This window comes from Oleiphilus messinensis (assembly GCF_002162375.1).
GTDB classification, from domain to species: Bacteria; Pseudomonadota; Gammaproteobacteria; order Pseudomonadales; family Oleiphilaceae; genus Oleiphilus; species Oleiphilus messinensis.
Window position 1 is genome coordinate 821,991 of sequence record NZ_CP021425.1, and the last position, 26,318, is coordinate 848,308.

At 47.9% G+C, this 26,318-nt stretch carries 22 protein-coding genes; 13 read left to right on the plus strand and 9 right to left on the minus strand.

Going from position 1 to position 26,318, the window contains the following annotated elements; all coding sequences use genetic code 11:
* Positions 1–24: 24 nt before the first annotated feature.
* From OLMES_RS03730 to gcvPB, 7 genes are all read left to right on the plus strand, one after another.
* A complete protein-coding gene (locus OLMES_RS03730) occupies positions 25–504 on the plus strand; it encodes a DUF1249 domain-containing protein (protein ID WP_087460018.1) in 480 nt (159 codons plus the stop codon).
* 124 nt (positions 505–628) lie between these two features.
* A complete protein-coding gene (gene cpdA / locus OLMES_RS03735) occupies positions 629–1,429 on the plus strand; it encodes a 3',5'-cyclic-AMP phosphodiesterase (RefSeq protein ID WP_087460019.1) in 801 nt (266 codons plus the stop codon).
* Between the two features lie 31 nt (positions 1,430–1,460).
* The gene (locus OLMES_RS03740; RefSeq protein WP_087460020.1) at positions 1,461–2,063 is read left to right on the plus strand and encodes a YqiA/YcfP family alpha/beta fold hydrolase; all 603 of its coding nucleotides are present in this window, start codon (positions 1,461–1,463) and stop codon (positions 2,061–2,063) included.
* A gap of 233 nt (positions 2,064–2,296) precedes the next feature.
* Positions 2,297–3,388 (plus strand): glycine cleavage system aminomethyltransferase GcvT, encoded by a 1,092-nt coding sequence (gene gcvT / locus OLMES_RS03745; RefSeq protein ID WP_087460021.1) that lies wholly within the window; start codon positions 2,297–2,299, stop codon positions 3,386–3,388.
* A gap of 58 nt (positions 3,389–3,446) precedes the next feature.
* Complete coding sequence (gcvH, locus tag OLMES_RS03750; RefSeq protein WP_087460022.1) at positions 3,447–3,839, plus strand: glycine cleavage system protein GcvH; 393 nt, start codon at positions 3,447–3,449, stop codon at positions 3,837–3,839.
* Between the two features lie 227 nt (positions 3,840–4,066).
* Positions 4,067–5,443 carry an aminomethyl-transferring glycine dehydrogenase subunit GcvPA gene (gcvPA, locus tag OLMES_RS03755; RefSeq protein ID WP_087460023.1) on the plus strand — a complete coding sequence of 459 codons (1,377 nt, stop codon included), beginning with the start codon at positions 4,067–4,069 and terminating at the stop codon, positions 5,441–5,443.
* Positions 5,443–6,906 carry an aminomethyl-transferring glycine dehydrogenase subunit GcvPB gene (gcvPB, locus tag OLMES_RS03760; protein WP_087460024.1) on the plus strand — a complete coding sequence of 488 codons (1,464 nt, stop codon included), beginning with the start codon at positions 5,443–5,445 and terminating at the stop codon, positions 6,904–6,906. Before gcvPA ends, gcvPB begins: the two co-directional genes overlap by 1 nt.
* A 78-nt stretch (positions 6,907–6,984) precedes the next feature.
* Here gcvPB and OLMES_RS03765 read toward each other — a convergent pair whose 3' ends face one another.
* The gene (locus OLMES_RS03765) at positions 6,985–7,857 is read right to left on the minus strand and encodes an HDOD domain-containing protein (protein ID WP_087460025.1); all 873 of its coding nucleotides are present in this window, start codon (positions 7,855–7,857) and stop codon (positions 6,985–6,987) included.
* A gap of 228 nt (positions 7,858–8,085) precedes the next feature.
* Here OLMES_RS03765 and OLMES_RS03770 point away from each other — a divergent pair, with 228 nt between their 5' ends.
* Positions 8,086–9,279, plus strand: coding sequence for a class I SAM-dependent rRNA methyltransferase (locus tag OLMES_RS03770; RefSeq protein WP_087460026.1), 1,194 nt, complete (start codon positions 8,086–8,088; stop codon positions 9,277–9,279).
* A 6-nt stretch (positions 9,280–9,285) separates the two neighbouring features.
* Here the strand turns inward: OLMES_RS03770 and OLMES_RS03775 are convergent, their stop codons facing one another.
* Both OLMES_RS03775 and OLMES_RS03780 read right to left on the minus strand, forming a co-directional pair.
* Positions 9,286–10,506 carry an imelysin family protein gene (locus tag OLMES_RS03775; protein WP_157678127.1) on the minus strand — a complete coding sequence of 407 codons (1,221 nt, stop codon included), beginning with the start codon at positions 10,504–10,506 and terminating at the stop codon, positions 9,286–9,288.
* Positions 10,482–11,135: a histidinol-phosphatase gene (locus OLMES_RS03780; RefSeq protein ID WP_087460028.1), complete on the minus strand. Its 654-nt coding sequence runs from the start codon at positions 11,133–11,135 to the stop codon at positions 10,482–10,484. Before OLMES_RS03780 ends, OLMES_RS03775 begins: the two co-directional genes overlap by 25 nt.
* 185 nt (positions 11,136–11,320) lie before the next feature.
* Here OLMES_RS03780 and OLMES_RS03785 point away from each other — a divergent pair, with 185 nt between their 5' ends.
* The 3 genes from OLMES_RS03785 (at position 11,321) to OLMES_RS03795 (ending at position 15,660) form a co-directional block, all read left to right on the plus strand.
* On the plus strand, positions 11,321–11,803 hold the full coding sequence (locus OLMES_RS03785; protein ID WP_087460029.1) for an RNA pyrophosphohydrolase: 483 nt from the start codon (positions 11,321–11,323) through the stop codon (positions 11,801–11,803).
* A 14-nt stretch (positions 11,804–11,817) separates the two neighbouring features.
* Positions 11,818–14,115 (plus strand): phosphoenolpyruvate--protein phosphotransferase, encoded by a 2,298-nt coding sequence (gene ptsP / locus OLMES_RS03790; protein ID WP_087460030.1) that lies wholly within the window; start codon positions 11,818–11,820, stop codon positions 14,113–14,115.
* 285 nt (positions 14,116–14,400) lie between these two features.
* The gene (locus OLMES_RS03795; protein ID WP_087460031.1) at positions 14,401–15,660 is read left to right on the plus strand and encodes a patatin-like phospholipase family protein; all 1,260 of its coding nucleotides are present in this window, start codon (positions 14,401–14,403) and stop codon (positions 15,658–15,660) included.
* Positions 15,661–16,066: 406 nt separating this feature from the next.
* Here OLMES_RS03795 and OLMES_RS03800 read toward each other — a convergent pair whose 3' ends face one another.
* The 5 genes from OLMES_RS03800 to OLMES_RS03820 form a co-directional block, all read right to left on the minus strand.
* Positions 16,067–16,429, minus strand: coding sequence for a gamma-butyrobetaine hydroxylase-like domain-containing protein (locus OLMES_RS03800; protein ID WP_087464317.1), 363 nt, complete (start codon positions 16,427–16,429; stop codon positions 16,067–16,069).
* Between the two features lie 98 nt (positions 16,430–16,527).
* Positions 16,528–17,850: an ATP-dependent protease ATPase subunit HslU gene (gene hslU / locus OLMES_RS03805; protein WP_087460032.1), complete on the minus strand. Its 1,323-nt coding sequence runs from the start codon at positions 17,848–17,850 to the stop codon at positions 16,528–16,530.
* Positions 17,851–17,914: 64 nt separating this feature from the next.
* Positions 17,915–18,445, minus strand: a complete 531-nt coding sequence (gene hslV / locus OLMES_RS03810) for an ATP-dependent protease subunit HslV (protein ID WP_087460033.1) — start codon at positions 18,443–18,445, stop codon at positions 17,915–17,917.
* Positions 18,446–18,565: 120 nt separating this feature from the next.
* Positions 18,566–19,165 carry an SPOR domain-containing protein gene (locus tag OLMES_RS03815; RefSeq protein WP_087460034.1) on the minus strand — a complete coding sequence of 200 codons (600 nt, stop codon included), beginning with the start codon at positions 19,163–19,165 and terminating at the stop codon, positions 18,566–18,568.
* A gap of 104 nt (positions 19,166–19,269) precedes the next feature.
* Entirely contained in the window at positions 19,270–21,534 is a 2,265-nt protein-coding gene (locus OLMES_RS03820; protein WP_087460035.1) for a primosomal protein N', read from the minus strand.
* 235 nt (positions 21,535–21,769) lie between these two features.
* On the opposite strand from OLMES_RS03820, the gene rpmE reads away from it, so the two are divergent.
* Together rpmE and OLMES_RS03830 are read left to right on the plus strand one after the other, a co-directional pair.
* Positions 21,770–21,988: a 50S ribosomal protein L31 gene (gene rpmE / locus OLMES_RS03825; RefSeq protein ID WP_087460036.1), complete on the plus strand. Its 219-nt coding sequence runs from the start codon at positions 21,770–21,772 to the stop codon at positions 21,986–21,988.
* 258 nt (positions 21,989–22,246) lie between these two features.
* Entirely contained in the window at positions 22,247–23,512 is a 1,266-nt protein-coding gene (locus tag OLMES_RS03830) for a malic enzyme-like NAD(P)-binding protein (RefSeq protein ID WP_087460037.1), read from the plus strand.
* A gap of 115 nt (positions 23,513–23,627) precedes the next feature.
* On the opposite strand, the gene OLMES_RS03835 is transcribed toward OLMES_RS03830, so the two are convergent.
* A complete protein-coding gene (locus tag OLMES_RS03835) occupies positions 23,628–26,207 on the minus strand; it encodes a penicillin-binding protein 1A (RefSeq protein ID WP_087460038.1) in 2,580 nt (859 codons plus the stop codon).
* Positions 26,208–26,318: the final 111 nt, after the last annotated feature.

The following is a 26,318-nucleotide window of genomic DNA, read 5'->3' on the forward strand; positions in this document are numbered from 1 at the left end:
CTTGTTTCAAACGGGGTCGGTAGTATGGTTGCCACCAGTAAAAATCGATACGACACACGATCTCATCGTTATGTCGCCGACTTGACGAAGCTGGGGGCGTGTTATGAGGCCAATTACCGACGTTTGATCAAGTTGATACCCGATCAGGGTGGCTGGGATGAAGTGTCATACAAGCTTGGCCGTTCCAGTGACTTGTTTGGTGTGGTTAAAATCTCGCTTCTGGAGTCTACAAAGTACACCGATACGTTGCTCTTGGAGCAGGTTCACAATACTGGGCGGTGGCTAAATAATCCACAGATTACAGTCAGGCTTTACCATGATGCAAGTGTGGCAGAGGTGATGAGTTGCTACCGTCATCGTCGCATTGAAGCGGTCAATGCTTATCCTAATCGATTTATGCACCACCCGGATGAAAAGGTACAAATTAATGCTTTTTTGGCGGAGTGGTTGTCATTTTGTCTGCAATTCGGTGCGTCACATTTCGAAATTCCGACTAAAATGTGAATACAACACTGGAAAAAGTTTGCGCAAGTTTATATTTTGCTAAGCTTACAGTTGAGCGGCGCACTATTATTGCCCAATAATGTGTGCAAATTCGGGTGTTGTTGGGACGTGCCACGATAAAAAAATGAAGAAAAATAACAGTTCGATTCATGTTTTACAGCTGACGGACCCACATTTACGTAAAGAGGTGGATGGGCAACTGCTGGGCATGAATACCCGTGACAGTCTGGATGCCGTGATTCAGCTTGTCTTGTCGGAGCAGGAGCAGCCCGATATTTTGCTGGCAACCGGTGACATTTCACAGGATGGCTCGGTTGAGGCCTATGACGCTTTTATCAAACAGACCCGCACTTTTGCTTGCCCGCAATTCTGGCTGGCAGGAAATCACGATGACGTAGACAATATGGCCCGAGCGGCATCGGGAACGACGGCCATGGATAAAGTCGTACAGATTGGGGGATGGCAAATTATTATGCTGGACTCATCTGTTCCCGGCAAAGTGTATGGGCGAATTGATGACGCTGATCTGAGGCTTCTGGAGAGTACGCTTCGGGATGAGCCCAACAAACACACACTGGTTTGTCTTCACCATCACCCCGTCGATATCGATTGCAAATGGCTGGATACGATTGGACTTAAGAATCGGGACGAGTTTTTGGCAATTATAAAATCCGCTGCCAACGTCCGGGCTGTTTTGTGGGGGCATATTCATCAAGAATTTGAGCTGGAGTGGAACGGCATCCCGTTTTTGGCCACCCCTTCAACTTGTGTACAATTCGAACCCAAATCTTCGGATTTTGCCGTTGGCACTCAGTCTCCAGGTTATCGGTGGCTGACTCTGAATGCCGATGGACGTGTTGAAACTGCTGTTTATCGAGCGGATCATATCGACTTTCAGGTCGACTTGAACAGTAAAGGCTACTGATTGACCCATCCCACACACCGATTTTAATATTATGTGTCCTGTCCCCTGTAGTTTGCTCTATGTCCATGGTTTCAAAAGTTCATCTCACTCATATAAAGCACGAAATCTGCGTTGCGGCTTGCGCAACTATTCCCGTGATGTTGGGTTCGATGTGCCGGATCTACCGTATACCCCTGCAGAGGCCATAGGGTTGCTCACCGAGCTGATTGAGACCAGGCTGTCCTCTGGTGGTCACCTGGCGTTGGTGGGAAGCTCCTTGGGGGCGTTCTATGCGCTGTATCTAGCGAATCATTTCGACTTGCGGAGTGTTTTGATTAACCCGGCATTGCGCCCGGATTTACTGTTACCAGCGTATCTGGGAGAAAATACGAATCTGTATACCGGCGAAGTATTTGTCTTGCATGAAGAGCATATTGATCAACTGCGAGCCTTACGTGTTCATCAGGTTCGCTCGCCAGACAGGCATCTAGTCTTGACCCAAAGTGGTGATCAGACGCTGGATTACCGCGAAGCATTGAGCATAATGTCAAACAGCCCGGCATGGATACAGTATGGCGGTAGTCATGATTTTGATGATTTCACAAAAGTCCACCGTGCTATTTTTTCGTTCCTGAAACTGCCGGCTTTGGTCTAAGTCTGTTTTCGAGACCGCTACGGCTTGCGGCATATTTGTGTTAAATTGCGCGTCAATTACTCCACATAGCCCTTTGGGATCGATATGCCGTGGTTGACTAATCTCTGGTATTTGCTATGAGGTAATCGGTATTCTTTATAAGTTTTTAGCGTTTTAAGTTTTATGCCAATCCGGAGAATGGTTTCGGGGTCGGAATAACTGTCATGAGGCATCATAAAAAAATCGGGTGAAAAATGGGATTGAAAACGTTTCTGTACGATTGCCATGTAACCGCTGGCGCCAAAATTGTTGATTTTGGGGGGTGGGATATGCCCATCCATTATGGGTCTCAATTGGAAGAGCACCATGTTGTGCGTCGGGATGCCGGTATGTTCGATGTATCCCATATGACAATTGTCGATGTGGCTGGCGCTGCAGCAACTGAATTTTTGCGTTATGTGCTGGCAAATGATGTTGCCAGGTTGAATGATAATGGCAAAGCACTCTACAGCGCTCTGCTTGATGAAAAAGGTCACGTACTCGATGACCTTATCGTTTATCGGTTTAGTGATTGGTATCGTGTCGTGGTGAATTGCGCGACACGAGAGAAGGACTTAAATTGGTTGCATTTACAGGCCAAGAACTATGATGTAACGGTTAAGGAGCGTCCTGAGCTGGCGATGATCGCGGTTCAGGGTCCCAGGGCGTTGGAAAAAGTCGCCAAGACAGTTGATTCTGGTGCTCAGGCTGTGATTGAATCTCTCGCCCAATTTCAGGCGGGGGAATCGGGTGACCTGATGTATTGCAGAACCGGCTATACCGGAGAGGATGGATTGGAAATCATTCTACCCGGTGATCAGGCTCAGGGTTTCTGGCAGGCGCTTCTGGGTGCACAGGTTCAGCCCTGCGGGCTGGGCGCTCGGGATACGCTCCGGTTGGAAGCGGGAATGAACTTATATGGTTCCGATATGGATGAATCGGTCAGTCCCCTCGAAGCAAATATGGGGTGGACTATCGCTTGGGAGCCATTGGAGCGAGACTTTATTGGCCGCAAAGCGCTCGAAGCGCAAAAACAAAGCGGAATCCCCTCGACGTTAGTTGGGCTTGTCTTTGATGGCAGAGGCGTTCTTCGTGCTCACCAGAAAATTATCGCTGAGAATGGCATTGAAGGTGAGATAACCAGTGGATCGTTTTCACCGACATTGGGTGTTTCCATCGCCTTTGCGCGACTACCTGTAGCTGCTCAGGGGGGATTGGACGTTGATATCAGGGGCAAAAGGCAGCCTGTCAAGTTAACCCGTCCGCCATTTGTACGAAACGGCAAGTCGATGATTAAAGAAGATTGATTTCGGATGTCCCTCGAAGGCATTATGATTGAATCAGAAATAGTATAGGAACAAATTAATGAGTCAAATACCAAATGAATTAAAATATCTATCCAGTCATGAGTGGGCCAGACTGGAAGGTGACGGCGTTGTGACCGTAGGTATTACTGATCATGCACAAGACTTGCTGGGGGATGTTGTTTTTGTCGAACTCCCTGAAGTTGATGCCGAGTTGAGTGCTGGTGATGAGGCTGGTGTGGTGGAGTCGGTCAAGGCCGCATCGGATATTTATAGTCCCGTCTCCGGTGTGGTGGTGGCGGTCAATGCTGACCTGGAAGAATCGCCCGATCTGGTTAATTCTGATCCCTACAACGATGGCTGGTTCTTCAAAGTAAAAATCAAAGATCCAAGCGAGTTGGAAGGGCTGCTGAGCGCCGATGATTATGCGGATGTTTGTGAAGCTGATGATTAATCGGTTTTCCAGCAGATTTGTAATTCGAGTCCCGGTTACGAGTTAATTGATTCGCCGTTAAAAACCTGAGCGCTCTTGTTCCGATTACTTTATCGACTGATGTTAATGGAACTGATCGGATGAAATCGGGTTGTGTGGCGGCGATTTCCTAATATCGTAAACGCTGATATCGGACCGATGCATCCGTTATTCCAAACCCAATTCAAGACTTAATCAGAGAGTAGCTCATGCCTTTCATTCCCCATACCGAAGACGATGTGCGACGCATGTTGGATACCATCGGTGTCCAGAGTATCGACGAGCTTTTTGACGAAATCCCGTCAACCCTGCGCTGTGAAGCCCTTAAGCATGTACCATCGGGCCTCACGGAGATGGAGATGTTGAGAAAATTGTCCGAGCGGGCCGAAATGGACGAGGGAGCCTTGTGTTTCCTCGGCGCTGGAGCATACGAGCATCATATCCCAAGTGTCGTATGGGATATCGCCAGTCGTGGTGAGTTTATGACGGCTTACACGCCTTATCAGGCGGAGGCGAGCCAGGGCACGTTGCAGTTGATTTATGAGTTTCAGTCGATGATGACAGCGCTCACGGGATTGGATGTCTCTAATGCATCGCTTTATGATGGTGCTTCCGGACTGGCGGAGGCGGTATTGATGGCGGTTCGGGCAAACCGCAAGTCAAAAAGCCGGAAAGTATTGAGTTTAGGGTCGGTGAATCCTCGATATCGTCAAGCCGTCGAGAATATTGTCACCAACCAGGATATTGAGCTCGAAGTGGTTGACGTTGATCCGAACAATTTACAGACGCCGACTAGCGTACTCGCGGCGTATGAAGGGCAGGACTATGCCGCGTTGCTGGTTCAGCAACCCAGTTATTTCGGACAGCTCGAAGATGTGAACGCGCTGACGGATTGGGCGCACGCTCAGGGTATGCTGGTTATCGCCGTAGTCAATCCGACTTCATTGGCATTGTTAACTCCTCCGGGGGAATGGGGGAGTACCGGGGCTGATATTGCTGTGGGTGATGGTCAGCCTCTGGGGTTGCCACTCGCTTCAGGTGGTCCTTATTTTGGTTTCATCTGCTGTAAAAAAGCCTTTGTAAGACAAATGCCGGGAAGAATCATTGGTCGTACTGTTGATATGGAAGGCCAGCCTGGATTTACGCTGACGTTGCAGGCTCGTGAACAGCACATACGTCGCTCCAAAGCAACTTCAAATATCTGTACGAATCAGGGGTTGGCCGTAACCGCTGCCACGGTGTACATGAGTCTCCTTGGTGGCGAAGGCTTGCGCCAGGTTGCTTTGGCCAGTCATGAAAATACCCAATCGTTACGAGCACTTTTGAGCGCAATCGAAGGCGTCGAGGTGATCCAGAATACTGGCCCGGTTTTCCATGAATTTGTAGTTCGAACCAAAGCTCCCGTTCATTTAGTCATTGAGCATATGGAGTCAGGTGGCATCATGCCAGGTGTTGATCTCCAGGCTGATTATCCACAACTGGGTGAAGCTATGCTGGTTTGTGTAACTGAAACCAAAACGGAAAATGATCTGAAGTTGTATGCCCATAAACTGCAAGCGGTGCTGTCTGAATTGGAGAATGTGTGATGTTGATTTTCGAACGTGGAAAAAGTGGTCGAAGAGCGACAGCTCAGGCGCCGAAGAATCGTCCAGATGCCAGCACAATCCCGGATTCTTTGTTACGCAAAGCAGCGGCCCCGCTGCCGGAAGTTTCAGAATTACAAGTGGTGCGCCATTTTACTAACCTCTCCCGTAAAAACTTCTCGATCGATACGCAGTTCTACCCTCTGGGGTCTTGTACCATGAAGTATAACCCTCGAGGCGCGCACAAGGCGGCGAGCTTACCCGGCTTCCTTCGACGTCATCCATTGGCATCGGACCGGTTTAGTCAGGGCTTTTTATCCTGTGTTTATGATCTTCAGGAGATTTTGAAAGATGTTACCGGGATGGCGGGTGTATCTTTGGCGCCTATGGCGGGTGCTCAGGGCGAGTTTGCGGGCGTCGCAATGATCAAAGCCTACCATCAGAAGCGAGGAGATGACGCTCGGCAGGAGATACTGGTTCCATCTGCAGCACATGGAACCAATCCGGCAACGGCGGTGATGTGTGGTTATAAGGTTCGGGAATTACCGGTTAAAGATGACGGTGATGTGGATATTGATGCGTTACGGGAATCAGTCGGCCCGCAAACTGCGGGTATTATGTTGACCAATCCATCCACTTGTGGTGTGTTCGAACGTCAGATCAAGGAAATTGCACAAATCGTCCATGATGCGGGTGGCTTACTCTATTATGATGGAGCAAACCTGAATGCAATTCTGGGGAAAGTGCGACCGGGGGATATGGGATTCGATGTGATGCACATGAATCTTCATAAGACTTTCGCGACACCCCATGGTGGTGGTGGCCCGGGTTCCGGACCTGTGGCTGTGAATGAGCGCTTGTTGCCTTTTCTGCCCACACCCATTGCTGGACGAGAGGATGTTGGTGGTGAAGCATCATATTGCTGGCTGGATAAAGAAGCGTTGCCGGATACCATTGGTGCGTTATCCGCGTTTATGGGGAATGCCGGTATCGTGCTGAGAGCCTATGCCTACGCTGTGCTCCTTGGCGCTGAGGGATTGGTGAGAGTCGGTGAGTTTGCGACATTGAATGCAAACTACATGGCAAAACTGATGGAACAAGCTGGATTCAAATTGGCCTATCCTGGTCGACGAGCTACCCATGAGTTCATCGTTACAATGAGCCCTCAGGTTAAATCCTTTGATGTTAACGCGATGGATTTCGCCAAACGATTGCTTGATTACGGCTACCATGCTCCGACAACCTACTTCCCCCTGCTCGTGCCAGAATGTCTTTTGATTGAGCCCACGGAAACCGAATCGCCAGATGAAATAGAAGGCTTTGTCCTTGCCATGACGAAGATTCTGGAGGAGGCGCAAAATACCCCTGAGCTAGTAAAAGCTGCGCCTTACAATCTTCCAGTGCGCCGACTGGATGATGTGCGCGCTGCGCGGGAGTTGGATTTGGCCTATCGTCGAGAAGCCTGATCCCCTCTTGAGAACACTGCCCGTCCGCTTTGGGCGGGCAGTGTTCTGAGTGTTGCGATTTAAAAAGGTCAACAGCCCCTAGTCAGTGAAAACAGATACGCCCATATCCTGAAAATTATCTTTCATGTCGCCAATATCAATTGAAGTCAAGCCGACATATTCCAAAATATCATCGCCTGATGCCTGCCACTCATAGTCGATATTCTGGTTGCCCAGGACTCGATAGTTGCCACAGATGTGCTCTGCAATTTTCAGGATTGCCAAGAGGGTTTTCTTGTCTTGATTCTGACCATCCTTTTTCTCGAATATCGTTTGCGCACTGTGGTGTTCAGCGATAACTTCACAGATCAGGCGCGGTAGGTTCCAGGACTTGGCGGTGTAATATCCGATTACGGCATGATTGGTGTTTAACAGACGGTTTTCCGTATCAATGATACGAATGTCGACCCCGGAATAGGCTTCTTGCATGATATCGTCATAGTTGTCGAAGCGGGAATACATCAACGGAATGCCCGCATTATGGAACAGACCCAGGGAATAGGCTGCATCGGGGCTGTGATAGCCGATCTGTTTGGCGATCGTTGCTGAAACCATAGCAATATCGTTGGCGGTGTCCCAAAAACGAGTGAGTGATGCGATTTTTTCATCGGTCATTTCGCCCTTGATCGAAAGCCCGTTCAGAATATTAATAACGCTATTCAGACCCAGAAGAGACACGGCTTGCTCAATGGAAGTAATTTTATTTGAAAGTCCGAAAAAAGGGGAATTGACAAATTTCAGCATGGTTCCAGACAGGCCAACGTCCTGGCTGACCAGGCGTGCGATTTGCCGGATATCCGGATCAGGCATTGCCTGCTCCATCTGCAGATCAACCAGAATTTGTGGTTGCGGCGGTATCTTGATGCCTTGAAGGATGTTTTTGATTTGTTCTTCAGTTAATTCGGATGACACGTGAATACTCCTCCCTCCAGGGGTAATAAGGCCCTGTGCCAGGATAAAAAACTTGTGTTACTTACAGTGTAATTGATGGCCACTTGTTTGCCAGAGATCGTATTAAGTTTGCCTGATGCGTATCGGGCGTATGTCGACTCATTCAGGCCTGTGCTAACAGTGTTGTACTGCGATCTGGTATACTTGCGCGCTCGATTTAATTTAACGTTTTGAAGCGCGGTAGCATAAATGGATACAAAAGTTCTAAGACTTCGTGGTAATGCGGACAAGCGTATTCGCGCTGGTCACGTTTGGGTGTACAGTAATGAGGTTGATACGCTCAAAACACCGCTTACCGGATTTACGGCGGGTGATCAGGTGGTCATCGAAAATGCCGCAGGGAAAGCGCTTGGAACGGCATTTGTTAATCCGAATACATTAATTTGCGCGCGTTTGATTTCCCGCTCCCCTAAAACCTTCCTGAATAAAAAACAGATCCAGAATAGAATAGAATGTGCACTCAGACTACGCAGTCTGAATTTTGCATTGCCATACTATCGTTTGGTGTTTGGAGATAGCGATGCGCTGCCCGGGTTGGTTGTTGATCGTTTTGACGATGTGTGTGTGGTCCAGATTTCATCCGCGGGTATGGAACAATGTAAAACAGCGATTATTACCGCGCTGAATAATGTACTCGCACCGAAGTCAATTATATTCAAAAATGATGGCAAGATGAGGCGTGTAGAGGGGCTGGACACCTATGTGGAATGTGTCGGTGAAAACTGTGATTACCTGAGGGTTGTTGAGAACGGCGTCGAGTTCGTCGTTCCGATTCAGGGCGCCCAGAAAACCGGATGGTTTTATGACCACAGGGTTAACCGTGCGATGCTTCAACCTTATGTTCAAGGTAAGCGTGTCTTGGATTTATTTTCTTATGTTGGTGGCTGGGGGCTGCAAGCCGCCGCATTCGGGGCTGAACAAGTGGTTGCTGTGGATGTTTCTGCCGGAGCATTGGAGGTGTTGAATGAGAATGCCCGTCTGCAAGGCGTAGAGGCACGAACCAGCACAATCCGTGGTGACGTCTTTGAAGTTGTGGAGCAAATGCTGCAAGATAAGGAAAAGTTTGATCTGGTTATTGCTGATCCCCCTGCATTTATACCCCGTCGCAAAGATATCAAAGCAGGTGAGCGGGCCTATGGAAGGTTGAATGAAATAGCATTACGGCTCTTGAGTCGAGAAGGGATTTTGGTTTCGGCTTCCTGTTCCATGCATCTGGAAGCAAATCGCCATATTGATTTGATTCGTGCCGCTGGCCGACAAGTCGACCGATTTGTCCAGGTGCTCGGGCGTGGTCACCAAGGTCCGGATCATCCAATCTTGCCGGCGATCCCGGAAACCGATTATATAAAAGCTGTTTTTGTCAGATCTCTACCGAGTGTTTAGCCGGCACTATTGGTTGATCAGGGCATTCAGGCGTGAATCAATCTGCTTCTGGAGATGCGTAATTCGACTGACTGCCCTTTGTTGGGCATCCAAAACGTTGTCATCTTTAGCTTGCTTGGTTCCTGCCTCTGTTGGCCATTCGCTAATTTGTTTGCCAAGCTCGTTGATTAATTGAATGAGACTGATATCCGTGTCTTTCTTATCCAGTTCATTCAGTCGCGCTGTCACTTCAGGTATTCCTGTAAAAGACTGGATGAAGGAAAGTAGGGCTGACAAGTCTGTTTTCCCTGCTGCGCTAAATTCTGAGTGCGACAAAGATAGGCTGCCCATGTCTGAATCATGAATCTGGTGATAAATCGAGCCACGAATGGCTTCGAGCACAGTCTGTTCTTGAAAATGTCTGCTTGTCCCGTCCGTTATTTTCTTTGTGAAGTAGCTGGAGTCATTCAACCAGATACTACAAAGCCTATTTGTATCTTCAGCTGCCAGACTGGAAATAATTTTGATTAAGCGCAAACGTCGAGCTTCGGGCGAAACTTCGGCGGTCTCCGGTACTAAAAAATCGGAAATGGGGCGAGCTCCTGACTCACCCCAAAGCAAAAATTCCAGTGCGTGAAAGCCCACTGCGACATAGTAGGTGTCAGCAAATTGATGTTGGGCCAGGAGTGCCTCCCGGGTGAGGCTCATTTCACTGTGCACGAGGCCGGAAAGCGGATAGCCTTGCACGGAATCCAAATAGCCGGGTAGTAGCGGAGCCTGATCCAGTTGTACCCATAATGAATGCTTAGTCGATGCCTCATTGGTATTATCCTCTCCAGTTGACTCAGGATCCAGCTCGGATCCTGAATACAGTTCTGGGTGTTTCACGGGTAAATACTGAAATAATTTTGCTGCTGTTAACAATGAGTGTGCTGTTTGCCACGCTTTGCGACTTGCTTCGAGCTTTTCAGCCGATGGTGCAGTGACAAGCTCAATGATGTGTGTGTCCATCGCTGCTGTAGCTTCGCGAAGCTGGAGGTGGACTTCTTGTGCCGTGGTTAAAAAAGGGGGCACCAAAGGCGAAATCGTCAAAGCGCCTGGGTGCTCAATATTTGTCTGACTGTTGAATTGCGGGTTTGATCCTGTCGTGCCGTTATCTGGTTCACATCCAGAAAGCAGCAGCAGGCTGCATACAACAGCCAGTCCTGGTATACGGGAGTTCATCAGCGTAGGGAAATGACTTTCCAATTGTTCGTTTCTGCATGGTTCCGCAAGGTTACATCCGGGTCAACTGCGACCGGGTACTCAACCACATTCAATAGTGGTAAATCGTTATGGGAATCACTGTAAAAACTGGAACCTGCCAAGGTCTCGTTTTCGCTTTCCAGCCATGCATTTAGCCGTTCTACCTTGCCACTCTGAAAACTGGGAACCCCGGTGGCGCGCCCGGTATAGCAATTATCGATTTTTTCCGGGACCGTCGCTATCAGGTGCGGGATGTCCAGGATCTTGGCAATCGGTTCAGTTACAAACTCATTGGTTGCAGTAATAATCAGGAGCTTATCCTGCTTTTGGCGGTGTTCAGCCAAAAGTTCCAGAGCTTTTTCAAGAATCATCGGCTGAATTTTCTGCTCGATAAACTGCTCACGCCATGCTAACAGTGTGCTTTCACTGAACTGTGCGAGGGGCGCAAGTGAAAACTCTAGGTATTTGTCCATGTCCAGACAGCCATCCAGATAGTCCTGATAGAACTGGTCATTTGCTCTTTTAAAGGTAATGGCATCAACAATGCCTTCTTCTACGAGAAACTGGCCCCAGGCATGGTCGCTATCACCCGCGATCAAGGTATTATCCAAATCAAATATGGCTAATGCCACTTTATTCTCTCCAACTGGTTTTTTATGTCATTGGGTTAAAATGCAAAGTTATTCTATTATTAATGAATAGTCTACTGATTGGCTGTCTTTATGGGGTGATATCGCCAATTCTGGGCAAATGAGGGTTTGCTCATTGTTCCGATTTCTGAAAAAATTGGTTCAAATAGTTTCAAAGGGTTACGCAAGTGATAGACACTGATGGCTTCAGGCCAAATGTCGGAATCATTCTTGCGAACCGGAATAGCGAATTACTGTGGGCCCGAAGAATCGGGCAGGATTCTTGGCAGTTTCCGCAAGGGGGCATAAAAAAAGACGAAACTCCGGAAGATGCTCTGTTTAGAGAGCTCAGAGAAGAGGTCGGTCTTGGACCACAGGATGTGGAGATTATCGCGTGCACTCGCGGTTGGCTGCGCTATAGATTACCAAAAAAAATGATTCGCTATCATTCGCATCCGGTTTGTGTCGGGCAAAAACAAAAATGGTTTTTGCTTCGTATGGTTTCGTCTGATCAAAAAGTTTCTGTTGACCGGTCTGATTCACCAGAATTTGACGGCTGGCAATGGGTGAGTTATTGGTATCCGTTGGGGCAGGTAGTTGCATTTAAGCGTGAAGTATACCGGCGTGCGCTTAAAGAGCTTGCGCCCCGGCTGTTCTATGCTGGTGGATAATTAGAGACGGAAGTATGCTTAATACGTTGCGCAGCATAGTTCAGGAAGTGAACTCAGCTAAAGATTTGGTTGAGGCCCTGGATATTATTGTGACTCGTGTTCAGGAAGCGATGGACACAGAAGTATGCTCTGTTTACCTCGTTGATCCTGAGTCTAACCGATACATCTTAATGGCGACACAGGGCCTGAATAAAGAGGCCGTCGGCAATGTTAGCCTGGCCCACTCTGAAGGACTGGTCGGATTGGTTGGTGTAAGAGAAGAGCCAATCAATCTGGAGAATGCGCCAGCCCACCCACGTTATCGCTATTTTGCCGAGACTGGCGAAGAGCGTTATCAATCTTTCCTTGGCGTTCCGATTATCCATCACCGTAAGGTGTTGGGCGTGATTGTCGTTCAGCAGCAAAAGAATAGCCGTATTTTTGATGAGGGTGAGGAAGCATTTCTGGTCACGGTTTCAGCCCAATTGGCCGGGGTCATAGCGCACAGTGAAGCAACGGGTGTTATTGGCGGTTTGAGTCTAACGGGGGAGCAGGCAAAAGATGTTTGCTTCACGGGTGTGCCTGGTGCGCCCGGTGTTGCGATCGGAGATAGCGTTGTTATATTTCCTCCGGCAGACCTTGATTCCGTGCCGGAAAAGGTCGCAACGGATATTGAATTGGAAATTGAAAAGTTCAATGAAGCGCTTGCGGCAGTGCGACGGGACATTGAAGCTGTGGGCGCCCGACTTGAGTCACAACTGCGGCCAGAAGAACAGGCGCTGTTCGATGTCTATCTGCGCATGTTGGATGACAACGCGCTGGGTGGAGAGGTTATCAGCAGAATTCGTGAAGGTAGTTGGGCCCAGGGGGCATTAAAAGAAGTCACGAATGAGTATGTTCGGCATTTTGAGCTCATGCGGGATTCCTATCTGAGCGAGCGTGCAGTCGATATCAAGGATTTGGGACGCCGAGTGTTGGCGTATCTTCAACAAGAAAATGACCAACAAAAAGATTACCCTGATGCGACTATTCTGGTCAGTGAAGAGTTAACCCCGGCAATGTTGGGTGAAGTGCCCAAAGAAAAGTTAAAGGGGCTGGTTTCTGTTAAAGGCTCCGGAAACTCTCATGTAGCAATTTTGGCCCGTGCGATGGGGGTACCCACTGTGATGGGGGTTGTCGACGTTCCAGTAGGACAGTTAGATAGTCGCCAGCTAATTGTGGATGGCTATAACGGGCAAATTTATGCTTCTCCTTCAATTGAATTGTTGGGTTACTATCAGGGAATCGTTGAGGATGAGCAAGAGCAGATCAAAGGACTGGAAGCGCTTAAAAATGAACCGAGTTTGACAAAGGATGGCCATCAAGTTTCATTGTGGGTCAATACCGGATTAATGACAGATGTGGTCATGTCATTGAGCCATGGTGCTCAGGGGGTAGGCCTGTATCGAACTGAAGTGCCTTTCATGATCAATGAGCGTTTTCCTAGTGAGCATGAGCAAAAAGCGTGTTATCGAGAGCAGTTGGAGGCGTTCGCTCCCGGATACGTGACAATGCGAACACTTGATATCGGCGGCGATAAAGCGCTCACGTACTTCCCAATTCATGAAGAAAATCCGTTTTTGGGCTGGCGCGGCATTCGGGTCACGCTTGATCACCCCGAAATTTTTCTCGTTCAGGTACGCGCCATGCTCAAAGCGAGCGAAGGTTTGGACAACCTTCGTATTATGTTGCCAATGATCAGCAACATTTCCGAGGTTGAAGAGGCGCTCCACCTGATTTATCGGGTTTACCACGAGGTGCGTGAAGAAGGATTCGACATCAAAATGCCGAAAGTCGGTGTTATGATCGAGGTTCCCGCGGCGGTTTATCAGGCGCGAGAACTCGCCGAGCGCGTTGACTTTGTGTCTGTCGGAACGAATGATCTGACGCAATATTTGCTTGCCGTTGACCGGAATAATCCTCGAGTTGCGGGCTTGTATCATTCCTTTCATCCTGCCGTTTTAAAAGCGTTAAGTCACATTGTTCAAGAAAGTCATGATGCCGGTAAGCAAGTCAGTATCTGTGGTGAGCTGGCGGGTGATCCGGCTGGTGCCGTTCTATTGATCGCAATGGGATTTGATGCGCTCTCAATGAATGCGTCAAACTTGCCAAAAGTTAAATCGGTTATCCGGAATATCAGCCTTGCTTGGGCTCGAGACCTCTGGGAGGAGGTGAGTCGCCTTGATTCGCCGCAGGTGATTAAAAGTACGCTCGATTTGGCTTTAAAAGATGCTGGATTAGGTAAATTTATGCGCCCAGAACGCACTGCGGACGGCTCTGTCGTAACGATTTGAATTGAGGCTCAGGCAAACAGCAATAAATTTATCTGTTCATTTAGTATGAATATTCTAATTCGGCTTGCTACCTTGTCGTAAGTAGCAGGTTAGGCAACGGTCTTGTTATTCGTACATTTGTACAGTAAATTGTCAGAAAGCGGTTATTGAGTCGTCCGGTTTTGCGGGCTTATATCAGAGCGCTTGATCGTAAATCATGGAGCACTATTAACCCGTTAGTGGTGTTGGAATAGTGTTGGGATAGAGTAACCAGGCAGTGAGACGCGTTGTACCTGTGGGGGTTTAATGACAAAAGATAAAACAGTGACGGATACCGGTAAACCCAAAATTGGTTTGGCCCTTGGAGGAGGGGGACCATTAGGGGGAATCTATGAAATAGGTGCACTTCGGGCATTGGACGAATCACTAGATGGCGTGGATTTTAATGATCTTTATGTCTACGTCGGGGTCAGCGCGGGCGCTTTTGTCGCTGCAAATCTGGCCAATCAAATGACCTCTGCCCAGATGTGTCGAATTTTTGTCAAGAACGAAGCCGAGGTACACCCGTTTCACCCCGAAGTGTTTTATCGGCCTGCAATACGGGAATATTTGAAGCGCACGGTCTCCGTGCCGGGGTTGTTGGTGGAGGCGCTTGCACGGTTTGTGACCACGCCGCACGATCAAAGCCTGTTGGATGCGTTAACCGTCCTGGCGCAAGCGATTCCGGCCGGGCTATTCGATAACTCCGGTTTACAGGAATATTTGCAGCGCTCCTACAGCATGCTTGGCAGAACGAACGATTTTCGTCAACTGAGTCGTCGATTGTATTTGGTTGCAGCAGACCTGGAGAGTAGTGAAGCGGTGCGGTTTGGTGCGCCGGGTTATGATCATGTACCGATTTCCAGAGCCGTTCAAGCCAGTGTTGCGTCCCCTGGACTTTATGTGCCCGTGGAATTGGACGGCCGCTATTACATGGATGGCACGCTCCGGAAAGGGATGCATGCCTCGGTGGCTTTGGAAGAGGGCGCGGATTTGGTCATTGCTGTAAACCCGCTTGTGCCCATTGATGTCAGTGAAGCCGTGGCAGCTGGTACAATGAAGCCTGGTGCACTTACGAATAGTGGCATGCCAAATATATTAGCGCAAACATTTCGAACAATGGTTTATTCCCGTATGAAAGCCGGGATGACGATGTACGAAACAGAATACCCGAATGCCGATATTGTGCTATTTGAGCCAACTCGGGAAGATGCAAAAATGTTTTTCTCGAACGTATTTAGTTTCCAGTCGCGCAGGATGGTTTGTGAGCACGCGTATCAGATGACACGTCAGAATTTATTGAGTCGTGCAGATGAGTTGGAAAAAACGTTTGCCCCTTACGGCATTACGCTACGTCGCGATATTCTCGAAGATGAGCAGCGAACCATTAGTACGAGTCTCTACGGTGAGATGCTTCCTGTATATGTTGCCAAAGAGCGTGAAGAAAAGACGGGTTACTTAGGCCGTATTGGTTCCGGATTGGAAAATGTCGCGGATTTCTTGCAAAGTGCGAGACAAATTATTTGAAAGTAGCAAATTAAGAAAAAATCGAATCAGTGTTGTCGAGTTAGCTGTCAGGGCGGATTTTGGTGCTCTGACGGCGGAACAAAATTGTGTTCCATTCCGCCGCCGAGCGGACAAAGTAGTTAGATTTTTTCACACCCTTCGTCCATACCCCTCCTATCAAACCCCATATATTAGGACGAAGGGTTTTTTTATTTTAGGACAGCTCTATTTTATTGTCTATCGGTGAGCGCATTGTTCAGTAAATTATTTTATTGAATGTGTGTATTCTTTCTGAATTAGAAAGACTAATTTCAGTTTCCAAAAGTTCGAGCCGGTTGCACCTTAACTGTTTTTTCTGAGTGGGAGCACTCTCTGTATACGCGGAATGCATTCACAGAAATTATCGAAGGTTGGTGAAGTGTGGTCGTTACGAAGGGTCACGAGATTTCCCGGAAGCATCAAGCTTATTCAGGTAGTTCTCCCAAAGTTCATCTTTTTCATGGCTGAGCTGATGAAGGTATTCCCAAGTATACAGTCCGCTGTCGTGGCCATCATCGAATGTAAACTTGATGGCATAATTACCTGTTGTTGATATGTCGTTGATCCTCACGTTTCGTTTGCCGACTTGCAGTACCGCATTTTGATTGCCATGGCCTCTGACCTCTGCGGAAGGGGAGTGTACCCGGAGAAATTCTGCGCTCAGGCTGAATATTTCTGCTGGTGAGTAGGTCAGCTCGACCGTTTTGCGATCATCAGCCAGTGCTATTCGAATAGGGGGCTTTGCCTTCATGTTCACAGGTCTATGTAAGGTAAAATTGGAAGTGCATTCCGTACCAGGCTCGATAAAGATAACTTGAGCCTGGTACGGATTTTTGATCCGGGTGTTCGCTACAGTATATAGCGGCTCAAGTCTTCATCACCCGCCAGTTCTTCTAATTGTTCATTCACGTAGGTGCCATCAATCTTCAGGGATGTCGTCAACGTATCACCTGCAGTAAAGGACGCATTTTCGAGAAGACGCTCCATTACTGTATGCAGGCGGCGGGCACCAATATTTTCCGTCTTTTCGTTAACTGTCCAAGCGATCTCCGCTATTCGGTCAATCGAGTCCGGTGTAAATTCCAGTTGCAGGCCTTCGGTATTCATTAGAGCTTGGTACTGCTCAGTCAGTGAGGCATCCGGCTCGGTGAGAATGCGCTTAAAGTCATCTGGAGTCAATGCTTCAAGTTCGACTCGAATCGGCAATCGGCCTTGCAGTTCAGGGATCAAGTCAGAAGGTTTGGAAAGGTGGAATGCACCGGATGCGATAAAGAGGATGTGATCTGTTTTGATCATTCCGTATTTGGTGCTGACTGTCGAGCCTTCAATCAATGGGAGTAAATCCCGTTGAACGCCTTCCCGTGATACATCTGCACTGCCATGGTCCGAGCGCTTTGCTACCTTGTCAATTTCGTCGATGAAAACGATACCATTCTGTTCAACAGCGGAAATGGCTTTTTGCTTCATTTCCTCTTCGTTAATCAGTTTGGCTGCTTCCTCATCTTGAAGGCGTTTGAGAGCATCACTGACCTTCATTTTACGACTTTTCTTTTTGTCGCCCGAGATGTTCGAAAACATACTCTGCAACTGATTGGTCATTTCTTCCATGCCGGGAGGTGCCATAATCTCAACCCCGATCGGCGCGGCTTTCAACTCGATCTCGATTTCTTTGTCATTTAATTCGCCTTCTCTCAGTTTTTTGCGAAAAATCTGACGTGTAGAACTATCCTGAGGAGAGGTTTCATCAGAGCTTCTTGCGGGGGGCAGAAGTGCGTCCAATACTCTGTCTTCAGCCGCGTCCTGAGCGCGCTGGGACACCCGATCCATTTCTTTTTCGCGAAACATCTTGATCGACATTTCACACAGATCTCGAATAATGGACTCAACGTCTCGCCCGACATAGCCAACTTCTGTGAATTTGGTGGCTTCAACTTTCAGGAAGGGAGCTTCAGCAAGCTTGGCTAGTCGGCGAGCAATTTCTGTTTTACCGACCCCGGTTGGACCAATCATAAGTATATTCTTCGGGGTGATTTCGTCCCGGATTGTTTCATCCAGCTGCATTCGGCGCCATCGGTTACGCAGTGCGATAGCAACCGCGCGCTTGGCACTTTCCTGGCCAATGATGTGTTTGTTTAATTCGTGTACAATTTCACGTGGAGTCATAGCGGACATGATAGGTTCCAAGTTCAGTCTTTTGCGCTGTCAGTTTGACGTGTCACACAACAGGTAATCAAATTCAACCGTTCTTATTAATTTCTTCAATGGTCTGATGATGATTTGTATAGATGCAAATATCTCCAGCAATATTCAGGCCTTTCTCTACAATTTCCTTCGCGGAAAGTTCGGTATTATCCAACAGAGCCCGAGCAGCGGCCTGTGCATAGGGACCACCTGAGCCAATGGCAATCAAGCTATCCTCTGGCTCCACCACATCACCATTACCGGTGATGATCAGCGAGGTTTCCTTGTCTGCAACAGCCAGGAGTGCTTCAAGTTTTCGCAGTGCGCGATCCGTTCGCCAATCTTTAGCGAGTTCAACTGCGGCCCGAACCAAATGCCCTTGATGTTTCTCAAGCTTGCCTTCAAACCGCTCAAACAGGGTGAAGGCGTCCGCAGTGCCTCCAGCGAAGCCCGCGATCACTTTGCCGTGATAAAGTCGTCTGACTTTCTTCGCGTTTCCTTTCATTACCGTGTTGCCGAGGGAGACCTGTCCGTCTCCACCAAGCGCAACTTGATCGTCGCGCCTAACTGATAAAATAGTCGTCATTCATTGACTCCGTTGAGCATCTTCCAGAGAGTATAGGGAGGATATGGTGACGGATTTGGAGCAATTCAAGTTCTCTTCGCAAAATTACTCCTGAGGATTTGGCTATGTCCCTTGGTACCTTTACGGCTCTTTTGGAATTTTTTTGGTCAAGGGTTGGATATTGATCGAAACAAGTTTATCGATTGCCCCATTCATTTTACTACGGGAGTAAAACGGCCCGACTTCCACTCGGTACCACGGACGCCCACTTTTATCATCGATACTGCTGACAGTGGCACGAAGTCCTTGAAAGCCAATCTGGGCTTTTTGGCGTTCGGCATCACTTGGGTTGCGGAATGACCCTGTCTGGAGGATGTAATTATATTGTTTTTTGTCTGCTTTAACTTTGGGGCGGTAAGCATCCACGTTGCTGGTTTCAATTTCGCTATTGGGTAGCATTTTATAAAATTCAAATCTCGATGATTCATCAGGATTTTTCAGCTCGGGTTCTGCTTTTGCCATCTTGGGCTTTTCTTTCTCTGGGATTGCTGTTTTTGGCGTAATCTCAGCTGGTGCGGCTGGAGTACTTTGTTGTCGAGGAACCTTATTGAGAAAATAGAGACCCGTCAGAAAAGCTGCAGATATGATAATAATTAGCAAAATATACCCAATTTTTCTGGTCCCCTTAGTTGCTGGGGCATTGTTGCGGCTCGACATTGGAGGAGCGTAATCTTTGGGCATTTTTTGACCTTTTTTGAATCTATCTGAAGTGTATAGTTTGCTAGTTTGGCGGGCTTTTGTGAAGTTTGATAGAGATAATAGCGCAAGATATAAAACACAACATCTTACCCGATTTCTACTGGGTCAATATCTAAGCTGATTCGAATCTGAGGATTCGGGGTAAAATCAGCGAGGATTGTTTGGATAGAACTGAGCCACTTTTGCATTTGGGGTTTAGTGGGGGTTTTCAGTGTGAGGTAAAATCGGTATCGATCTGCCTTTCTGGGCAACAAAGAAGGTAGCGGTCCAGATATACTCCCCCCCCCAACTAGCCGTTGCTGTTTGGTGTCCAGCCCAGTCGTAATTTTCTCAGCAATGTTTTGTAGCAAGGTAAAAGTGTCAGACTCATTTTTGCCCTCTCCCCGGATGTTTGTTATTGCGGAAAATGGAGGCAGTGTCATGAGTTCCCGCTCATGTGCGAGTGTTGTTGCTATGTGGTCATAGTCAAGCCGGGAAATGGCTTGCAAAATTGCATGGTGGGAGTGGCGAGTTTGAATAATCACCTGCCCCGGCTGCTGTGCACGACCTGCCCGGCCTGAAACCTGAATGAGCAGCTGGCTGAATTTTTCCTCTGCTCGGAAATCTGCTGAAAATAGCCCGTCGTCTGCAGCAACCACGACAACCAGTGTCACCTTTGGGAAATGATGTCCTTTGGCAAGCATTTGAGTGCCAACGAGCAGGGCCGCGTCTTCGGCAAGAATCTGGTGATAAAGGGTCTCCATCTGGTGCTTGCCGGAAACAGAGTCCCTGTCAATTCTGAAAAGCGGTGTATCGGGGTAGGTTTGCTCCAGAAACGCTTCTGTTTGCTGGGTGCCCTGGCCAAGCAATTTCAAGGTTGATTGATGGCAATCCTGGCAATGATTGGGGGCTGATGTTTGGTAATTGCAATGGTGGCAGCGTAATACGTGCCCTTTGTTGTGATAGGTAAGCCGCGCATCGCAGTGATTGCATTTGGCTATCCAACCGCATTCCGTGCAGGTTAGAGTCGGGGCAAAGCCTCGGCGGTTGAGAAAAACGAGAACCTGATGCCCATTTTTTAAATGAGATTCAATCGACTTAATCGTGGGGCGGGCAAGTCCGGCTTGTAATGGTCGCGTTTGTATGTCAATGAGTTCTACTTGAGGGAGCTGGATTGAGCCTGGTCGCTCGTTTAATGTTAACAGCTTATACTTCTTTTCGCGTGCATTGATGTAAGATTCCAAGGATGGTGTGGCTGAGCCCAGAATAACAGGACAGTTGTGTTCTTTGGCTCGTTTAACGGCGATATCCCGTGCATGGTAACGAAAGCCATCCTGTTGTTTGTATGAGGTATCATGTTCCTCATCGATGATGATGCAGCCAAGCTTTTTAAAGGGATAAAAAACAGCAGATCGCGTGCCAATTAATACAGAGGCTCGATGGGTTTGGCAGAAATGCCAGGCTTCGAGCCTCTCGCTATTGTTCATTCCACTGTGGTGTACGACGAGCTTTGCATCCGGCAGGCGGGCTTGAAAACGTAAAAGGGTTTGCGGGGTCAGGTTAATTTCAGGCACGAGGACTAGAGCCTGGTATCCTTGTACCAAAAAATGTTCAATGATTTCCAGGTATACTTCTGTTTTACCGCTTCCCGTAATACCCTTCAACAAGTATGCCTGGAAGCAGTGTTCACCTGAAATTGCGGACTGCACGGCCTGTTTTTGCTCATCATTGAGGAGTAACTGGTCTGAGTCATCACTATCTCTTCTTTTATATGCTTCTATTTCCGGGATTACATTGTTATCTGTTATTAGTTTCTTTTGCTTCAGGGTCTTTAGTTGCTGGAGTTTAAAGCCCATGGATCGCAGGCTTTGTTCGTAAATGCCGTCGCTGGATTGACTCAAGGTGGTCAGTAGTTCTTTTTGTTTTTCAGCGTTTTTCCGAATTTGTGATAAGTGTACATTCAGATTTTCAGCGGTTACGTCAGGCGTGTTAAGTTGCCATTTGCGGTATTTCTCCTGCTTCAACGCTTTTCCATGTCTGAATGGAGGGGGGAGGGCACTGAAAAGCGCTTCCCCCAGTGATGCCTGATAGTATTTGCTCGCCCAACGTAGCAGTAATATTAGGTGTTCCGGCATAACCGGGGATTCATCGATGAGTTCTATAATTGGCTTGATTCGCGTGATGTCAATGGAGGGGCGAGGTGAGAGTTCGACAATGAGTCCGATTAATTGCCGATTGCCGAACGGGACTTTGACGCGAGCACCCAAAGTTGCCTTCTCCAACTCTTTCTCACTCAGTTGATAATCAAAAGTTTGTTTTAACGGTATTGGAAGTGCGACTTTTATCAATTGAGTTGGTTGCATATTAGCCATTTTTTTGCGTTAAGTGGTTGTGGAACGGTTAAAATATGGTATCATCGCCGTCCCAAAATCACTGCTCTGAATTTAGTTTTCTACCTATCTGGATTTAGGTTCCCATTATAGGGGATGTGCAGTCACATTGGGGAGCGGTTGACACGAGTGACCGATTCCAAGTTTGGAGCAACGTTTTGTTTGCGGTGCCTGACAAGTGTTCGGGTGGCGGCAACACCTTAGTGAGGTTTTAAAAATGAAAGAAGGTATTCACCCAAAATACGAAGAAATTTCCGCACACTGCAGCTGTGGGAATGTGATCAAAACCCGTTCAACCGCATGTAAAGATTTGCATTTGGACGTTTGTTCTGCTTGCCACCCTTTCTACACCGGAAAGCAGAAGCAAGCTGAAACTGGTGGACGTATCGACAAGTTCAACAAGCGTTTCGGTGGTCGTCTGGGTAAGAAAGCTTAATTTGTCAGAACGACAAATTGTAGCGACATCGAGACAGGATACGACATAGGAAGAAGCGCACATTGGTGCGCTTTTTTGTCCTGAGTCTATGCTGCCTGTCCAGGGTTCCAATTTCCCTTCCGTGCAGTATACTGCGTACGAGAGTCAAGCATGGGGGTTCAAAATTTGATAATACCCTGCCTTTACCCGATGGAATTCTACTTATTTGGAGCGGGAGCGGTGCTCTCGTCGAATTAACTAAAATACGGAAAAGTTGCAATGTCTGAAGATTTGAAGCAAGCGGCTCTTGATTATCATGCCAATCCCCGTCCAGGAAAGATTAGCGTAGAAATTACCAAGCCCACGCAAACTTCCCGTGATTTGTCATTGGCCTACAGTCCTGGTGTGGCCGAGCCAGTTCGAGAAATCGCTAAAGACCCTGAAAATGCATACCGTTATACGGCCAAAGGCAACCTGGTTGCGGTCATTTCGGATGGTAGTGCGATTTTGGGGTTGGGCAATTTAGGGCCTTTGGCGAGTAAACCCGTCATGGAAGGTAAAGGCGTTTTGTTCAAGCGCTTTGCCGGTATTGATGTCTTTGATATTGAAGTTGACTCCGAAAGTCCACAGGCTTTCATTGATACGGTTGCACGCATCGCAGATACGTTCGGTGGAATTAATCTCGAAGATATCAAAGCTCCGGAATGCTTTGAAATTGAGCGAGTGCTGATCGAGCAGTGCAATATTCCTATTTTTCATGATGACCAGCACGGAACTGCGATTGTAACCGCAGCAGGTATGTTGAACGCACTGGAATTGCAAGGCAAGAGTATCGAGGAGGCAACTATTGTTTGTCTGGGTGCTGGTGCTGCTGCTGTTGCTTGTATGAAGCTGTTGATCAGCTGTGGTGCGAAGCAGGAAAATATCATGATGCTGGACCGAAAAGGTGTGATCCACTCCGGCCGCGATGATTTGAATCAGTATAAGGCAATGTTTGCAATTGATACTGACAAGCGCACGCTGGCTGATGCATGTGATGGTGCAGATGTGTTTGTGGGTTTGTCCGGGCCAAACTTATTGTCTCCAGAGATTCTGAAGACTATGGCACCCAATCCTGTTATCTTCGCTTGTTCCAACCCGGATCCGGAAATCAAGCCTGAGTTGGCGCTTGAGACTCGCGATGACTTGATTATGGCGACAGGACGTTCGGATTACCCTAATCAGGTCAACAACGTGCTTGGTTTCCCATTCATTTTCCGTGGTGCGCTTGATGTAAGGGCGACAGCCATCAATGAAGAAATGAAAGTGGCTGCGGTTAATGCGATCAAGGATCTTGCGAAAGAGCCTGTACCGCAAGATGTGGTGGAAGCGTATGGCGGGGATGCATTGTCATACGGTAAAGACTATATTATTCCGAAGCCGCTTGATGGGCGCTTACTGACCAAGGTGTCGGCAGCAGTCGCCCAGGCAGCAGTAGATAGTGGTGTAGCGCGCTTCCCTTATCCTGCGCATTACCCGCTAAACAGCGTAGATGATATCAAGTAAAGTTCATCATACTGTTTAGTTTAAAAAAGCCCTGCATTGTCAGGGCTTTTTTTGTTCTATCTAAACTTTGTTCAATCTAGATAATGTGTGTTTCGGTGGCCGAGTGGTCGACTTTTCAGAAAATTTCTTCGGGTGTGATTTCTATCGTATTTTCGCCTTCCTGGTGAGAAGGGATAGGTTTAGTTGAATCGAGCTCGGGGGTATTTTCGGTTCGAAATATCTCAAAGATTGCGTTTGTGTCATTGGCCTGTGCACGTTTGCCTGTCTTGGGGTTGATTCGTACTGTCGATAATCCGTGGGGCTGGCTCAGGTGGTGCTCTTGTGTGCCTGCAAGTGCGATGCGCATGTAATCTATCCAGATGGGAAGTGCTGCTGCCGCGCCATATTCTCTTCTTCCCAGTGTTTCGGGTTGATCGAACCCAACCCAGACGGACGTAGCCAGTTCGGTATTAAAACCTGAGAACCAAGCATCTTTTTGATCGTTAGTTGTTCCAGTTTTGCCCGCGATATCTGATCTTTTCAGCGTCAATGCTCTGCGCCCCGTACCTCTTGTTATGACGTCTTTCATGATGTCATGGAGGATGTAGGTCGCTCTTGGGTCTGTGATGCGTTGCGCGCTTGGAATATCGTACATTGGAGTTTGTATCTCACTCTCATGTATTGATTGTGAGGTCGTAGGAATTATCTCTTGAGCCGGAGTGGTGTTGTCTTCTACTTCCGGGCTTGATAGAGCAAGCGAAAAGGCCTCTGGCGTTGGTGTAAACTTGTGCAGCAAAGAATAGGGCGCGAGCTTTTCGGGAGTGCATGGCATGCATGCCAGTTCGGGTGTGGATTCAAAAAGAATCTCTTCGTTCGCATTTTCGATTCTGTCGATAAAATAGGGTTTTACCTTATAGCCTCCGTTTGCAAGGATGGCATACCCCGAGGCAATATCCCAAGGTGTCAGTGTGCCGCTGCCCAGGGCGAGAGAAAGATCATGTGGCAGTGCGTTGGTGTCGAAACCAAATCGGGCTACATACGATAGCGCTGTTTTAATCCCGAGATCTTGCAAAAGCCGAATGCTTACCAGATTTTTCGATTGATAAAGCGCTTTACGAAGGCGGGTCTCGCCTAAAAACTTACCGCTGGAGTTTTCAGGGCGCCAAATAGACTCCAATTTATCGTCGTCAAATACGATAGGGGCGTCGTTTATGAGAGTCGCGGCTGTTGCACCATTTTCGAGAGCAGATAGATAGATAAATGGTTTAAAGTTAGAGCCAGGTTGTCGCTTGGCCTGAGTCGCTCGATTGTATTTGCTCTGGTAGAAGCTGTACCCGCCAACCAGTGCCTGTACTGCTCCATCGAATGGACGAATGGAGATCAGTGCACTTTGTGCTTGCGGAAGCTGGGCCAGTTTCAGGTATATTGCGGTTTTTGTTTCATCGTTATTATTTTCTTCGGTCTGTTCCGGGCTGATCTGAGTGTAGATAACATCGCCCGGTTTGACTATATCGGTAATGGTGTTGGGTGTTGCCCCTTTTGAGTTTACAGAAAGATAGGGGGATGCCCACTTGCTCTCTGCTATTTTGATGATGCCTGTCTGACTATTTTTGAGCAGAATCTCTGCGATATCATCACTGACCTTAAGAACTGCTCCGGGAATCAGGGCTTCAATTGTCGGGATGGTATTGAGGTTGCTTAGAATGGCTGATGTGCTTTTGGTTTCTATCTCATTGATCGTTGCAATGGGGCCCCTGTAGCCGTGGCGGCGGTCATAGCTTTCCAGGCCTGCGCGCACTGCGGATTGTGCCGCTTGTTGCAACGTGCTGTTCACTGTCAAGGTTACTTTGTAGCCGTCTTCATATGCGGCTTCACCATACGAGTCGGTCATGTATTTGCGAGCCATCTCTGCGAGATATGGCGCTTCGACTTCTGGAGTTGCACCATGATAGCTCGCTGTTATCGGCTGCTTGATCGCTTCGTTATAGTCTTCAGAGCTGATGAAGTGAAGTTTGTGCATTCTACCCAATATCCAGTCTCGACGAATTAGGGCTCTTGAGGCGTTTGCCAAAGGGTTGTAGCTCGATGGGGCTTTTGGCAGTCCGGCAATCATAGCCATTTGTCCAAGCGTAAGCTCCTGGATGCTCTTTCCGTAATAGGCCTGGGCTGCCGCCTCAATGCCATAAGCTCTGTTGCCAAAGTAGATTTTATTGAAATAGAGCTCCAATATTTCGTCTTTGGTTAACTCTTGTTCAATCTGGAGTGCGAGCAAAATTTCATTGAATTTCCGTGTGAATGTTCGTTCCCGAGAAAGGAAAAAGTTCTTGGCGACCTGCATCGTGATCGTGCTGCCACCGGATTGAATGCTCCCGGTGCTCACGAGCTCAAGCGAGGCTCTAATCAACCCCTTAATGCTAACACCTTGATGCTCATAAAACTGGTTGTCTTCGGCGGCGATAAATGCGTTTTTAAATTGTTCAGGTACGTTTTCGATGTGTATGGGGGTGCGTCTCTTTTCGCCGTATTCGGCAACGAGTTTCTGATCCGATGTGTAGACTCGCAAAGGAACCTGCAACTGGGTATGTTTCAGTTGTTCAGCATCCGGTAGTCCTGGTGTGAGGTATAAATAGAGGGCTGCTGCCAAAGTGCCGAGGCCGGCAAATGCGGCCAAAATGCTCCACAACAAAAAACGGGAAAAGCTCACAAAATAGCTCATCTTTTTCCTGACAACTAAAAAATATGGGTCTATTATTTAGGAAATCGCCTTAAAACGCGAACATTATAGAAAATTTTTCTTTGATGATTAGATGGTTATCTGCGCTTTTTA

Excerpts from the sequence above, each read along its gene's own strand:
- OLMES_RS03730 (WP_087460018.1), top strand. The coding sequence starts at position 25 with ATGGTTGCCACCAGTAAAAATCGATACGACACACGATCTCATCGTTAT.
- cpdA (WP_087460019.1), top strand. The coding sequence starts at position 629 with ATGAAGAAAAATAACAGTTCGATTCATGTTTTACAGCTGACGGACCCA.
- OLMES_RS03740 (WP_087460020.1), top strand. The coding sequence starts at position 1,461 with ATGTGTCCTGTCCCCTGTAGTTTGCTCTATGTCCATGGTTTCAAAAGT.
- gcvT (WP_087460021.1), top strand. The coding sequence starts at position 2,297 with ATGGGATTGAAAACGTTTCTGTACGATTGCCATGTAACCGCTGGCGCC.
- gcvH (WP_087460022.1), top strand. The coding sequence starts at position 3,447 with ATGAGTCAAATACCAAATGAATTAAAATATCTATCCAGTCATGAGTGG.
- gcvPA (WP_087460023.1), top strand. The coding sequence starts at position 4,067 with ATGCCTTTCATTCCCCATACCGAAGACGATGTGCGACGCATGTTGGAT.
- gcvPB (WP_087460024.1), top strand. The coding sequence starts at position 5,443 with ATGTTGATTTTCGAACGTGGAAAAAGTGGTCGAAGAGCGACAGCTCAG.
- OLMES_RS03770 (WP_087460026.1), top strand. The coding sequence starts at position 8,086 with ATGGATACAAAAGTTCTAAGACTTCGTGGTAATGCGGACAAGCGTATT.
- ptsP (WP_087460030.1), top strand. The coding sequence starts at position 11,818 with ATGCTTAATACGTTGCGCAGCATAGTTCAGGAAGTGAACTCAGCTAAA.
- OLMES_RS03795 (WP_087460031.1), top strand. The coding sequence starts at position 14,401 with ATGACAAAAGATAAAACAGTGACGGATACCGGTAAACCCAAAATTGGT.
- OLMES_RS03800 (WP_087464317.1), bottom strand. The coding sequence starts at position 16,429 with ATGAAGGCAAAGCCCCCTATTCGAATAGCACTGGCTGATGATCGCAAA.
- hslU (WP_087460032.1), bottom strand. The coding sequence starts at position 17,850 with ATGTCCGCTATGACTCCACGTGAAATTGTACACGAATTAAACAAACAC.
- hslV (WP_087460033.1), bottom strand. The coding sequence starts at position 18,445 with ATGACGACTATTTTATCAGTTAGGCGCGACGATCAAGTTGCGCTTGGT.
- OLMES_RS03815 (WP_087460034.1), bottom strand. The coding sequence starts at position 19,165 with ATGCCCAAAGATTACGCTCCTCCAATGTCGAGCCGCAACAATGCCCCA.
- OLMES_RS03820 (WP_087460035.1), bottom strand. The coding sequence starts at position 21,534 with ATGGCTAATATGCAACCAACTCAATTGATAAAAGTCGCACTTCCAATA.
- rpmE (WP_087460036.1), top strand. The coding sequence starts at position 21,770 with ATGAAAGAAGGTATTCACCCAAAATACGAAGAAATTTCCGCACACTGC.
- OLMES_RS03830 (WP_087460037.1), top strand. The coding sequence starts at position 22,247 with ATGTCTGAAGATTTGAAGCAAGCGGCTCTTGATTATCATGCCAATCCC.
- OLMES_RS03835 (WP_087460038.1), bottom strand. The coding sequence starts at position 26,207 with ATGAGCTATTTTGTGAGCTTTTCCCGTTTTTTGTTGTGGAGCATTTTG.